This window comes from Pseudomonas sp. TE3911, from assembly GCF_054062775.1.
Window position 1 is genome coordinate 3,583,660 of sequence record NZ_JBSSFP010000001.1, and the last position, 12,914, is coordinate 3,596,573.

Annotated in this window: 12 protein-coding genes; 6 read left to right on the forward strand and 6 right to left on the reverse strand. The window is 58.8% G+C overall.

Going from position 1 to position 12,914, the window contains the following annotated elements; all coding sequences use genetic code 11:
* Positions 1-119 precede the first annotated feature (119 nt).
* From ACVWXD_RS16140 to ACVWXD_RS16150, 3 genes are all read right to left on the reverse strand, one after another.
* The gene (locus ACVWXD_RS16140; protein WP_095184254.1) at positions 120-1,778 is read right to left on the reverse strand and encodes a cation acetate symporter; all 1,659 of its coding nucleotides are present in this window, start codon (positions 1,776-1,778) and stop codon (positions 120-122) included.
* Positions 1,775-2,086, reverse strand: coding sequence for a DUF485 domain-containing protein (locus ACVWXD_RS16145; protein WP_027607054.1), 312 nt, complete (start codon positions 2,084-2,086; stop codon positions 1,775-1,777). The genes ACVWXD_RS16140 and ACVWXD_RS16145 overlap by 4 nt, the downstream gene beginning before the upstream one ends.
* A 264-nt stretch (positions 2,087-2,350) precedes the next feature.
* Positions 2,351-3,202: a glycine betaine ABC transporter substrate-binding protein gene (locus ACVWXD_RS16150; RefSeq protein WP_032889150.1), complete on the reverse strand. Its 852-nt coding sequence runs from the start codon at positions 3,200-3,202 to the stop codon at positions 2,351-2,353.
* 332 nt (positions 3,203-3,534) lie between these two features.
* On the opposite strand from ACVWXD_RS16150, the gene ACVWXD_RS16155 reads away from it, so the two are divergent.
* Positions 3,535-5,088 carry a glycoside hydrolase family 17 protein gene (locus tag ACVWXD_RS16155; RefSeq protein WP_457371182.1) on the forward strand — a complete coding sequence of 518 codons (1,554 nt, stop codon included), beginning with the start codon at positions 3,535-3,537 and terminating at the stop codon, positions 5,086-5,088.
* A gap of 80 nt (positions 5,089-5,168) precedes the next feature.
* On the opposite strand, the gene ACVWXD_RS16160 is transcribed toward ACVWXD_RS16155, so the two are convergent.
* Positions 5,169-5,537, reverse strand: coding sequence for a hypothetical protein (locus ACVWXD_RS16160; RefSeq protein ID WP_032889146.1), 369 nt, complete (start codon positions 5,535-5,537; stop codon positions 5,169-5,171).
* A gap of 236 nt (positions 5,538-5,773) precedes the next feature.
* Here ACVWXD_RS16160 and ACVWXD_RS16165 point away from each other — a divergent pair, with 236 nt between their 5' ends.
* The 3 genes from ACVWXD_RS16165 (at position 5,774) to ACVWXD_RS16175 (ending at position 8,599) form a co-directional block, all read left to right on the forward strand.
* Positions 5,774-7,072 carry a serine/threonine protein kinase gene (locus tag ACVWXD_RS16165; RefSeq protein WP_032889143.1) on the forward strand — a complete coding sequence of 433 codons (1,299 nt, stop codon included), beginning with the start codon at positions 5,774-5,776 and terminating at the stop codon, positions 7,070-7,072.
* Entirely contained in the window at positions 7,065-7,853 is a 789-nt protein-coding gene (locus ACVWXD_RS16170; RefSeq protein ID WP_032889141.1) for an MlaA family lipoprotein, read from the forward strand. The genes ACVWXD_RS16165 and ACVWXD_RS16170 overlap by 8 nt, the downstream gene beginning before the upstream one ends.
* A 230-nt stretch (positions 7,854-8,083) precedes the next feature.
* Entirely contained in the window at positions 8,084-8,599 is a 516-nt protein-coding gene (locus tag ACVWXD_RS16175) for a hypothetical protein (RefSeq protein ID WP_050442854.1), read from the forward strand.
* A 64-nt stretch (positions 8,600-8,663) separates the two neighbouring features.
* Here ACVWXD_RS16175 and ACVWXD_RS16180 read toward each other — a convergent pair whose 3' ends face one another.
* The gene (locus ACVWXD_RS16180; protein ID WP_032889139.1) at positions 8,664-9,584 is read right to left on the reverse strand and encodes a DUF808 domain-containing protein; all 921 of its coding nucleotides are present in this window, start codon (positions 9,582-9,584) and stop codon (positions 8,664-8,666) included.
* Between the two features lie 133 nt (positions 9,585-9,717).
* On the opposite strand from ACVWXD_RS16180, the gene ACVWXD_RS16185 reads away from it, so the two are divergent.
* The gene (locus ACVWXD_RS16185) at positions 9,718-10,323 is read left to right on the forward strand and encodes a TetR/AcrR family transcriptional regulator (RefSeq protein WP_032889137.1); all 606 of its coding nucleotides are present in this window, start codon (positions 9,718-9,720) and stop codon (positions 10,321-10,323) included.
* A gap of 117 nt (positions 10,324-10,440) precedes the next feature.
* On the opposite strand, the gene ACVWXD_RS16190 is transcribed toward ACVWXD_RS16185, so the two are convergent.
* The gene (locus ACVWXD_RS16190) at positions 10,441-10,881 is read right to left on the reverse strand and encodes a GlcG/HbpS family heme-binding protein (protein WP_095184250.1); all 441 of its coding nucleotides are present in this window, start codon (positions 10,879-10,881) and stop codon (positions 10,441-10,443) included.
* A 255-nt stretch (positions 10,882-11,136) separates the two neighbouring features.
* On the opposite strand from ACVWXD_RS16190, the gene gcl reads away from it, so the two are divergent.
* A complete protein-coding gene (gcl, locus tag ACVWXD_RS16195; protein ID WP_032889133.1) occupies positions 11,137-12,912 on the forward strand; it encodes a glyoxylate carboligase in 1,776 nt (591 codons plus the stop codon).
* The last annotated feature ends 2 nt before the right edge of the window (positions 12,913-12,914 follow it).

A 12,914-nucleotide genomic window follows, 5' to 3' on the forward strand; every position in this document is an offset into this window, starting at 1 on the left:
ACTCGGTTAACTGCAGGAGGAGGCTTGCCCCGATGGCATTGGCACAAGCACCTCATAACCTCCAGACAAAAAAATGCCCCGGCCTTTCGACCGGGGCATTTCCTTATCCAGCTTCAACCTTAGTGGTTAACCGCCCCACTCGCCCCCAGGCCAGTCTGCGAACGCACAAACTGCGGGAAGTACAGCGCACGCTCTTTCTCTGCCGCCGCCGACTTGTCGGTGATGGAGAAGAACCAGATACCCACAAACGCGATGATCATCGAGAACAGCGCTGGGTATTCGTACGGGAAGATGGCTTTTTCATGATGCAGGATCGAGACCCAGATGGTCGGACCCAGCACCATCAGGCCAACGGCGCTGATCAAGCCCAACCAGCCACCGATCATGGCGCCACGGGTGGTGAGGTTTTTCCAGTACATGGAAAGCAGCAACACCGGGAAGTTACAGCTGGCCGCAATCGAGAACGCCAGGCCGACCATGAACGCAATGTTCTGGCTTTCGAACAGGATGCCCAGGCCGATCGCCAACACTGCGAGGGCGATGGTGGTGATCTTCGACACGCGAATCTCGTCCTTTTCGTTGGCCTTGCCTTTCTTGATCACGCTGGCGTACAGGTCATGGGACACCGCCGAAGCACCGGCCAGGGTCAAGCCGGCCACTACCGCGAGGATGGTGGCGAAGGCCACGGCCGAGATAAAGCCCAGGAAGATACTGCCGCCCACCGCGTTAGCCAGGTGCACCGCCGCCATGTTGTTACCGCCCAACAGAGCGCCTGCAGCATCCTTGAACGCCGGGTTAGTGCTGACCAGCAGGATCGCGCCGAAGCCGATGATAAAGGTCAGGATATAGAAGTAGCCGATGAAGCCAGTGGCATACAGCACGCTCTTACGCGCTTCCTTGGCGTCGCTTACGGTGAAGAAGCGCATCAGGATGTGCGGCAGGCCGGCGGTACCGAACATCAGTGCCAAGCCCAGGGAGAACGCGGAGATCGGGTCTTTCACCAGGCCGCCGGGGCTCATGATCGCTTCACCTTTAGGGTGAACCTTGATTGCCTCGGAGAACAGCATGTTGAAGTCGAAGTTGACGTGCTTCATCACCATCAGCGCCATGAACGACGCACCGGACAGCAACAGCACTGCCTTGATGATCTGTACCCAAGTCGTCGCCAACATGCCGCCGAACAGTACGTACATGCACATCAGGATGCCGACCAGGATCACCGCGACGTGGTAGTCCAGACCGAACAGCAGTTGGATCAGCTTGCCCGCACCCACCATCTGAGCGATCAGGTAAAACGCCACCACCACCAGGGAGCCACAGGCCGACAGGCTGCGGATCTGGGTTTGGCCGAGGCGGTAGGACGCTACGTCAGCAAAGGTGTACTTGCCCAGGTTACGCAGGCGCTCGGCGATCAGGAACAGAATGATCGGCCAGCCCACCAGGAAGCCGATCGAGTAGATCAGGCCATCGTAGCCAGAGGTGAACACCAGCGCGGAAATACCCAGGAAGGACGCGGCCGACATATAGTCGCCGGCAATCGCCAGGCCATTCTGGAAACCGGTGATCTTGCCGCCGGCCGCGTAATAGTCGGCCGCCGAGTTGTTGCGCTTGGACGCCCAGTAGGTGATGCACAACGTCGCGCCGACAAAGGCCACGAACATCAGGATCGCTGCGATATTCAGCGGTTGTTTGTGCACTTCACCGGTCAATGCATCCGCCGCCCACACAGCGGGCGCGAAGACCGAAGCGCCGAATACAGCCAATAGACGACGGATCATTGCGCAGCCTCCTTGAGAATCGCATTGTTCAGGTCGTCGAATTCGCCGTTGGCGCGTCGTACGTAGATGCCGGTGAGGACAAAGGCCGAGACAATCAGCCCGACCCCAATAGGGATACCCCACGTAATAGATGAACCAGGGCTCAGTTTGGCCCCTAGCACTTGTGGCCCGTAGGCGATCAACAGGATGAATCCGGAGTAAAGCCCTAGCATGATCGCCGAGAGAATCCAGGCGAACCTTTCCCTTTTTCTCACCAGCTCCTTGAAACGAGGGCTGTTTTGAATCGAGAGGTAAATGCTGTCGTTCATTGTTTTTATCCTCGCAGCACAGCTTTTTTATTATTGGAACATAGCCACTGTATGCGGCTGCGGAACAGGTTCCAGACGACCTTAGTATTAGAGGAAGTGTAGCGAGGGATTGGGAGGGCAAAGAAACATTTGCGGATGACGAAAATAATGTGGGAGAGGGCTCGCTCCCGATCGCGGTGAGCCAGTCAGATCATTGACGACTGACACACCGCAATCGGGAGCAAGCCCCCTCCCACAGGGGTTGTATCAAGGCATTGGGGGGGGTTATTTACCGGTCCACTCGGCTACACGCTCAGGGTGCTTGGCGACCCAGTCCTTGGCCGCTGCATCAGGCTTGGCACCTTCTTGGATAGCCAACATGACTTCGCCGATTTCGTCCTTGGAGGCCCACTGGAATTTCTTCAGGAAGGCCGCGACTTCCGGCGCTTTCTTCTCCAGGCCCTTGCTGCCGATGCTGTTGACGGTTTCAGCAGCACCATAAATCCCTTTTGGATCTTCCAGGAAACGCAGTTTCCACTTGGCGAACATCCAGTGTGGCACCCAACCGGTGACCGCAATGGATTCCTGTTTGTCTTCGGCACGGGTCAGTTCGGCGATCATTGCTGCGCCCGAGCTGGCCTGCAGTTTGTAGTCCAGACCGTAGGCCTTGATCGCTTCGTCGGTCTTGAGCATCACGCCTGAACCGGCGTCGATACCAACGATTTTGTTCTTGAAGGTGGTGTCGGTCTTGAGGTCTTCGATGGACTTGGCCTTGACGTACTCCGGCACGATCAGGCCGATTTTCGCATCCTTGAAGTTGGGGCCGTAATCGACCACCTTGTCCTTGTTCTTGGTCCAGTATTCACCGTGAGTCACGGGCAGCCAGGCGGAAAGCATGGCATCGAGTTTGCCGGTCGCCACGCCCTGCCACATGATGCCGGTGGCAACCGCCTGCAGTTTCACGTCATAACCGAGCTTTTGTTTGATCACTTCTGCCGCCACGTGGGTGGTGGCAACGCTGTCCGACCAACCATCAACGTAGCCGATGCTCAGGGTTTTGCTGTCGGCGCTGGCCAGTGTGGAGCTCATCGCAACTACCAGAGTGGCAGCTGCGCCCAAGAGTCGTCGCATCTTCATCGTACTTCCCCGAAAGTGCTGCGCCCGACGGATGCCGAGCGACGTCAACCTGTTGTTATGTAGTGCACCGCGCCCCGTTCACGCGCATCGATCCGGTGGCTGCGACATCAGTTGAGTACTGACACCCTGATCATCAACCCGCAGAAGCCGTCGACCTGCTCTGTCAGCGACCTTATGCAAGCAAGAAACGACATCACATCGCCAGCAGGACGTTTCCTGGAACATGGCGTCAATATTCCGCCCGAACTTTGCATGTCAAAATTATGCAGCCCCACTGGGAGAGGGCAAATCCGGGTAAGATGCGCGCCTTTGCTCCTCCAGATAAGCCGACCATGCCCGCGACCGCCCGCTTCCCTGCCCTGCCCTATTTCTTCGCCCTGATCCTCGGCCTGCTGGCCCTGGTCGGCTATTGGTATGGCCTCGGCCGTCCGGTGGTGTTGCCGGATGTCGCCAGTGCCAGCCATAAACTGCAATGCGCGTCCTACACGCCGTTCGACAAAGACCAATCCCCGTTCGACCAGCCGTTCAAACTACGCCCCGAGCGGATGGACGCCGACCTGGCCCTACTGGCCACCCGATTCGAATGCATCCGCACTTACTCCATGACCGGCCTGGAAGCGCTGCCAGGCATGGCGCGCAAACATGGCCTCAAGGTGATGGCCGGCGCTTGGGTCAGCAGTGATCCGGTGGCCACCGAAAAAGAAATCGACGAGTTGATCGCAGCGGCAAACGCCAACCCGGACGTGGTGACCTCGGTGATCGTCGGCAACGAAGCGCTGTTGCGCAAGGAAGTCACCGCCGCGCAGTTGGTGAAACTGATCCAGACAGTCAAAAGCCAGATCAAACAACCGGTCACTTACGCCGATGTCTGGGAGTTCTGGCTGCAACACCCGGAAATCGCCCCTGCGGTGGATTTCCTGACCATTCACCTACTGCCCTATTGGGAAGATGATCCTTCGAGCATCGACCAGGCCCTCAAGCACGTGGGCGATGTGCGCCAGACCTTCGGCAACAAGTTCGCGCCCAAGGACGTGCTGATCGGCGAAACCGGCTGGCCCAGCGAGGGTCGCCAGCGTGAAACAGCCGTGCCGAGCCGAGTCAATGAAGCCAAGTTCATGCGTGGTTTTGTGGCGATGGCCGAAGCCAATGGCTGGCGCTACAACCTGATCGAAGCGTTTGACCAGCCGTGGAAACGTGCCAGCGAAGGTGCGGTAGGCGGCTACTGGGGCTTGTTCGATGCTGATCGCCAGGAAAAGGGCATCCTCGCCGGGCCGGTGACTAACGTGCCGTACTGGCCGCTGTGGTTGGGGGTGGGTGGTGTCATCCTGCTCGGGACGTTGGTGCTCGGTGGTCGCGTTCGCAGCAGTCGCGCCGCCATGGCCCTGCCGCTGCTCGGCGCAGTGGCGGCCTGCTCTATCGGAACCTGGGCCGAACTGACCCGCGTGACTGCGCGATTTAATGATGAGTGGGTGTGGGCGGCGTCGTTGATGACGCTCAACTTGCTGGTATTGGCTCATGCAGCACTGGCATTGAGCACTCGGGAAGGTTGGCGCGAGCGGGCCTTCAATTGGCTGGAACAGCGTGCGGGCTGGCTGGTGGCAATCGCCGGCTTTGCCGGTGCGGTGATGATGCTGGCACTGGTGTTTGACCCACGCTACCGCAGTTTCCCGAGTGCGGCGCTGCTACTGCCGGCGTTGGTGTATCTGGTTCGTCCGGTGACCGGGCCACGCCGGGAGATTGCACTCTTGACCTTTATCATCGGCGCCGGCATTGCGCCGCAACTATACCGTGAAGGCTTGCTGAACCAGCAGGCGTGGGGTTGGGCGGTGGTCAGTGGGTTGATGGTTGTGGCTTTGTGGCGGTGCTTGCGGATGCGTAAGGCTTAAGACCGCTATCGGGGGCAAGCCCCCTCCCACATGAGAACGCATTCCAAAGGTGGGAGGGGGTTTGCCCTCGATTGGCCTTATCAGGCGCCCCGCGGCTGCCTGACCAACCGCAACCCCGCAATCACCAGTGCAAACACCGCAAACGTGGTGTTGTACAACGCCAGGGCCGGGAACCCGAACACCAGCCCCAGCACTGCCAATCCCCAGCCCACGCGACCCGGCACGAAAAACGCCAGCACCGAGGTCACCAGTGCGGCCCAGCCCAGCACCTTAAAGTGAATCATCAAGCCCAGGTTCGAACGCACCTGGCATTCCCAGCGGCTGGCCTCGTCGGCACAGATGCCGACCCACTGGCCATCTTCCATAAAGCCGTAACGTGCGCCATAACTGGCAGCCAGCCATAACGGCAGGGCAATAAGCAGCAGAATCAAGGGCAAGCGGCGGGACATGGAGCACTCCGATAGGCAAAAACGGCGCTCAGCTTAATGCGCCAGCGGTCGTTAGCAAGGTGCATACACACAATTAGTGTTCACTAATGCATGGCAAAGTGTATCGTCTCGCTACTATTACCCCGATTCCGACGTTATTTTCCGACTTTTCGTGCCGAGAGCTGGCACTTCGGTGGCAACGCGGTGGTCATAGCCTGCGAACTTCATTAAGCACGTTTCCTCTTAGGGATTAAGTCATGCTCCGTTCCTTGCGCTGTGCTGCCTTACTGGGCAGCCTTTTTTTGAGTGCGTCAGCACTGGCGGTCGATATCGACCAAGCCAGCTATGGCTACCCTTTGACCAACCCGTTCGAAGCGACCATCGCCACCACTCCGCCTGACCTTCGGCCCACATTGCCGAGTGATAGCGAAATCAACCAGTCCGACTACACCCTGAACATGCGCCCAGAGCGCGAGTTCAGCCTGCCGGACAACTTCTGGGCGGTGAAGAAGCTCACCTACCGCATCGCCAAGCAAGACCGCGCCGCGCCGCTGATCTTCCTGATCGCGGGCACCGGTGCGCGGTTCGATAGCAGCATCAACGAATACCTGAAAAAACTGTATTACCAAGCCGGCTATCACGTAGTGCAACTGTCGTCGCCCACCAGCTTTGACTTCATCAGTGCCGCCTCGCGCTTCGCCACCCCTGGGATCACCCAGGAAGACGCCGAAGACATGTACCGCGTGATGCAAGCCGTGCGTGCGCAAAACGCCTCGCTGCCAGTGACCGACTTCTACCTCACCGGCTACAGCCTCGGCGCACTGGATGCGGCGTTTGTCAGCAAACTGGACGAGACCCGCCGCAGCTTTAACTTCAAGAAAGTGCTGTTGCTCAACCCGCCGGTCAACCTCTATACCTCGATCACTAACCTCGACAAGCTGGTACAGACCGAGGTCAAGGGCATCAACAACACCACCACCTTCTATGAACTGGTGCTGAACAAGCTGACTCGCTACTTCCAGCAAAAGGGCTATATCGACCTCAACGACGCCCTGCTCTACGACTTCCAGCAATCCAAGCAGCACTTGACCAACGAACAGATGGCCATGCTGATTGGCACGTCGTTCCGCTTTTCGGCGGCCGACATTGCCTTTACCTCGGACCTGATCAACCGCCGCGGCCTGATCATCCCACCGAAGTACCCGATTACCGAAGGCACCAGCCTCACGCCGTTCCTCAAGCGTGCACTGCAATGCGATTTCGACTGCTACCTCACCGAACAGGTAATCCCGATGTGGCGCGCCCGTTCCGATGGCGGCAGCCTGTTGCAACTGGTTGACCAGGTCAGCCTGTACGCCCTCAAGGACTACCTGCACGCCAGCCCGAAAATCGCCGTCATGCACAACGCCGACGACGTAATCCTCGGCCCGGGCGACCTTGGTTTCCTGCGTAAAACCTTCGGCGATCGCTTGACCGTCTACCCACTGGGCGGCCACTGCGGCAACCTCAATTACCGCGTCAACGCCGACGCCATGCTGGAGTTCTTCCGTGGCTAAATATCTTCTGCTGCTCGCCGCCCTGATGTGCGCGGGCGTAGCCAATGCCGACAACAGCAAGGCTCACGCGCCGGTCGTGGTGGATTCCGACGGTTTCAAAGAGCCGTTAAGCAAACTTAAATTCAACCCGGGTCTGGACCAGCGCGAGTTTGAACGCTCGTCCGTCAACGCCCTCAACGTGTATGACCCGCTCGAATCGTGGAACCGTCGCGTGTACCACTTCAACTACCGCTTCGACCAATGGGTGTTCCTGCCCGTGGTCGACGGCTACAAATACGTGACCCCTAGCTTCCTGCGCACCGGCGTGAGCAACTTCTTCAACAACCTGGGCGACGTGCCCAACCTGTTGAACAGCTTGCTCCAACTCAAGGGGCACCGCTCCCTGGAGACCACTGGCCGCCTGCTGCTCAACACCACCGTCGGCATCGCCGGCCTGTGGGACCCGGCCACCGCCATGGGCCTACCGCGCCAGAGCGAAGACTTCGGCCAGACCCTGGGCTTCTACGGCGTCCCCGGCGGGGCGTATTTGGTACTGCCGATCTTCGGCCCATCGAACTTGCGCGACACCGGCGGCTTGCTGGTGGACTACACCGCGGAATCGCAGATCAACTTCCTGAACGTCTCGGAAGTCAGCTCCAACCACCCGGAAATCTGGGCCCTGCGCGCGGTGGACAAGCGTTATCAGACCAGCTTCCGTTATGGCCAGATGAACTCGCCATTCGAGTATGAGAAGGTGCGGTATATCTACACGGAATCGCGCAAGTTGCAGATTGCCGAGTAATCACCTCTAGCTTAATTAAAAGGCCATCCAGGCAATCTGGATGGCCTTTTTTTTCGCACAACAGACTCAAGCAACCTCCCACAGAGCACGCACACTTTGCCCGGGAACTATCCCTGGGGAAAAACTCAATACTAAGAGTGTGCCTCTCAGGTTCAGTTAACGCCTGAAGCAGCAGACGCCCCCAACCAAAGAACATCCCATCAGACGCTTTATTTTAAAGGCCGACACAGATGCTGTTATCCAGCGCTTCAGTAACACACTCAAACGTGGACAAGGTTCTGACGACTACCTCCACACATCAGAACGAAGTAAAGCACGCGCCGCCGACCCAAAATACCGGCCGGGACGAGGGTGACTATCGTAGCCATCACGACTTCTACGAAGATCCGCTTTTTGCTTCGGTTTTCGGCACTAGCACCAAGCCTTCTGTGCTCACTAAAACTCAACTCCAAGCATTTTTCCTCAAAGTCGGCGGCGTTCCCCAGCATGAGTTGCATAAACTCACGCCCTACGACCGCGCGAACATCGCAGCCAATGCTCTTCGGGTACTTAAATACATTGATAGCACTCCACATGCCTTTTCGACGCCCAACAACGACCGCATAGACACTGGCTTTAAGAGTCCATCAGCGCACAACGCTTCAACTCCGAACAACGGCAAGATGCACCTTTGGAACTCCGAAGCGAGCATGCTTGTACGCTTCACGGAAGAAGGCTATCCAGGGCTGCAACCCGGTCCGAGATAAGCGGCACCACGATCAGACCGAACGCCCTTATAGCGCCCTGAACACAGATGCGTGACTGCGAACTTCACGCCTGACGTTTAGTGCGCTGCCATACCTTGCGAACCAGCGACACCATCATCAATACCAGCGCACCGGCGATAATCCCCGCCACCGCATTCAGCAAGGTCGGCATCAACCAAGCGATTGCGCCGGCGCTCTGACTCACCGATTCAATCCAGTGATGCACCACCGGTACGCCGTGGGTGAGGATGCCGCCACCGACCATAAACATCGCAGCCGTGCCGATCACCGACAGGCTTTTCATCATGTATGGCGCCGCACTCAGGATCCCACCACCGATGCTGCGCGCTACCTGACCGGGCTTCTGGGTGAGCCACAGACCCAAGTCGTCCAGCTTGACGATACCGGCCACCAGCCCATAGACGCCGATGGTCATGACAATGGCGATGCCCGACAGCACGATCACCTGCTGGGTCAACTGCGCGTCGGCCACAATACCGAGGGTAATGGCGATGATTTCGGCGGAGAGAATGAAGTCGGTGCGGATCGCGCCTTTGATCTTGTCTTTTTCGAACGCCACCAGGTCGGTCGCCGGGTCTGCTACGGCGTCGGCCAACTGCGCATGCTCGGCCTGGTCTTCAGCTTTGCTGTGAAGGAATTTGTGCGCGACTTTCTCGAAGCCTTCAAAACACAGGTAGGCGCCGCCGAGCATCAACAGCGGCGTCACCGCCCACGGCGCAAAGGCGCTGATCAACAGTGCGGTCGGCACCAGGATCAGTTTATTGACGAACGAGCCCTTGGCCACCGCCCACACCACGGGAATTTCACGCTCGGCGCGCACACCGGAAACCTGCTGGGCGTTGAGCGCCAGGTCGTCACCCAGCACGCCGGAGGTCTTCTTCGCGGCCATTTTTGTCATCAAGGCAACGTCATCGAGTACCGCGGCGATGTCATCGATCAATACCAACAAGCTGCTTCCTGCCATGAATCGCACTTCCGTAAGGGGGGATGGCGCGAGCATAACGCGGCGCAAGGCGTTGCGGGCACATTGTTGAGGCCCGCGGATAGCCGGTGCTACCATGCGCAACCGCCGGTATTGGCAAGGAAACTCCTGGTTTATGAGCACCATTCGCGAGCGCAACAAAGAAAAAATCCTGCGGGCGGCAAGCGAGGAGTTTGCCGACAAGGGCTTCGCCGCGACCAAAACCAGCGACATTGCCGCCAAGGCCGGCCTGCCCAAGCCCAACGTCTATTACTACTTCAAGTCCAAGGACAACCTCTACCGCGAGGTACTCGAAAGCATTATCGAGCCGATCCTGGCCGCTTCCACGCCGTTCAATCCGGACGGCGACCCCAAAGAAGTGTTGAGCAACTACATCCGCTCGAAAATCCGCATCTCCCGCGACTTGCCGTTTGCCTCCAAGGTGTTCGCCAGCGAAATCATGCACGGCGCCCCGCACCTGAGCAGCGATCAGGTCGAACAGCTCAACGCCCAGGCCAAGCACAATATCCAATGCATCCAGAGCTGGGTGGATCGTGGGTTGATTGCGGCGATCGACCCGAATCACCTGATGTTCAGCATCTGGGCGGCGACGCAGACCTATGCGGATTTCGACTGGCAGATTTCGGCGGTGACCGGCAAGGCCAAGCTCGATGAAGCGGATTACGAAGCGGCGGCGCAGACCATTATTCGGTTGGTGCTCAAGGGCTGTGAACCCGACTGATACACCGAGGTGCCTGTGGCAATCGGGAGCAAGCCCCCTCCCACATGTTGAACTGCGAACGCGGTCAAAATTGTGGAAGGGAGCTTGCTTCGGTGGACACCTGACAGTCACCGACGATTAGGCTGACACCCCAGCATCCGCCCACAACCCCACCCCCTCGATCGCCGTGATCGCACACTGCTCATCAATATCCGACGTATCCCCACTGATACCGATTGCTCCCAGTACCGCCCCATCCTGATCCCGAATCAACACGCCTCCCGGTGCCGGCACGACGCTGCCCTGCCCCAGGCTATTCAACGCCGCAATAAACGCCGGTCGTTGCTGCGCATCCAGTGCCAGCAAGCGCGAGCCCTTGCCCAACGCAATCGCCCCCCAGGCCTTGCCGATGGCGATTTGCGGGCGCAGCAGGCTGGCGCCGTCTTCGCGCTGAAGGGTGATCAAATGGCCGCCGCTGTCGAGGACCGCGATGGTCAGCGGTGCCGCTGAAATCGTGCGGCCTGCGGTGAGGGCCTGGCTGGCCAGTTGGGTGGCAATCTTCAAGGTTAAAGCGCTCATGGTGCCGTCCTTCTTTTGTTATTGGGAAAGCGGTGGAGGTCTGTTTGATCAGATGCTCGATCAAACAAATAGAACACAATGACATTTGTTTTTGTATACAATATTTTCGCACAAAGGCTCCATACGTCGAAAAAAGCCGTTCCGACGAACGCAAAGACCAATCAATAAAATGGATTGACCTGCGCATCCCGCCGTGAATACACTTTGAACAGACACCACTTGTATACAATTACAAAACGCAAGAGGCACCAAAACATGAGCAAAATGAGAGCAATCGAAGCCGCCGTCCTCGTCATGCGCCGTGAAGGCGTGGACACCGCCTTCGGCATCCCAGGCGCCGCGATCAACCCGCTGTACTCAGCCTTGCAGAAGGTGGGTGGCATCGATCACGTCCTTGCTCGCCACGTTGAAGGCGCCTCGCACATGGCCGAGGGTTACACCCGCACCAAGGCCGGGAATATCGGCGTGTGCATCGGCACCTCGGGCCCAGCGGGCACCGACATGGTCACCGGCCTCTACAGCGCCTCGGCCGACTCGATCCCGATCCTGTGCATCACCGGCCAAGCCCCTCGTGCACGGATGCACAAGGAAGACTTCCAGGCCGTGGACATCACCAGCATCGTCAAGCCGGTGACCAAGTGGGCGACCACCGTCCTGGAACCCGGCCAGGTGCCCTACGCGTTCCAGAAAGCCTTTTATGAAATGCGCTCCGGCCGACCAGGCCCAGTGCTGATCGACCTGCCGTTCGACGTGCAGATGGCCGAAATCGAATTCGACATCGATGCCTATCAGCCACTGCCCCTGGCCAAACCACTGGCAACACGCATCCAGGTCGAAAAAGCCCTGGCCCTGCTCGACGCGGCCGAACGTCCGTTGCTGGTCAGCGGGGGGGGCGTGATCAACGCCGATGCCAGCGAGCTGCTGGTGGAATTCGCTGAACTCACCGGTATCCCGGTGATTCCGACCCTGATGGGCTGGGGCACCATCGCCGATGATCACCCGCTGATGGTGGGTATGGTCGGCCTGCAAACCTCCCACCGTTATGGCAACGCGACCATGCTCAAGTCGGACGTGGTGCTGGGCATCGGCAACCGCTGGGCCAACCGCCACACCGGTTCAGTAGAGGTCTACACCGAGGGCCGCAAGTTCATCCACGTCGACATTGAGCCGACCCAGATTGGTCGTGTTTTCACCCCGGACCTGGGTATCGTTTCCGACGCCGGCGCGGCGCTGACAATGTTTATCGAAGTGGCCCGCGAGTGGAAAGCCGCCGGTAAGCTCAAGGACCGCAGTGCCTGGCTGCATGACTGCCAGCAGCGCAAAGCCACCCTGCACCGCAAGACTCACTTCGACAACGTGCCGGTCAAGCCGCAGCGCGTGTACGAAGAGATGAACCAGGTGTTTGGCAAAGACACCTGCTACGTCAGCACCATCGGCCTTTCGCAGATTGCCGGCGCGCAGTTCCTGCACGTCTACAAGCCACGCCACTGGATCAACTGCGGCCAGGCCGGGCCGCTGGGCTGGACCATTCCCGCCGCACTCGGCGTGGTCAAGGCCGACCCGAGCCGCAAGGTGGTGGCGTTGTCCGGCGACTATGACTTCCAGTTCATGATCGAAGAACTGGCCGTGGGCGCGCAGTTCAAGCTGCCGTACATCCATGTAGTGGTGAACAATTCCTACCTGGGTTTGATCCGTCAGGCACAACGTGGCTTTGAAATGGACTACTGCGTGCAACTGTCTTTCGACAACCTCAACGCCCCGGAACTCAATGGATATGGCGTGGACCACGTCGCCGTCGCCGAAGGCCTGGGTTGCAAGGCCCTGCGTGTATTCGAGCCAGGCCAGATCCAGCCGGCGCTGCGCAAGGCCCAGGAGATGATCGAAGAATTCAAGGTGCCAGTGATCGTCGAAATCATTCTGGAGCGCGTGACCAATATTTCCATGGGCACCGAGATCAACGCCGTCAACGAATTCGAAGACTTGGCCCTGGTCGGCAACGATGCACCGACTGCCATTTCCCTGCTCGATTAAGG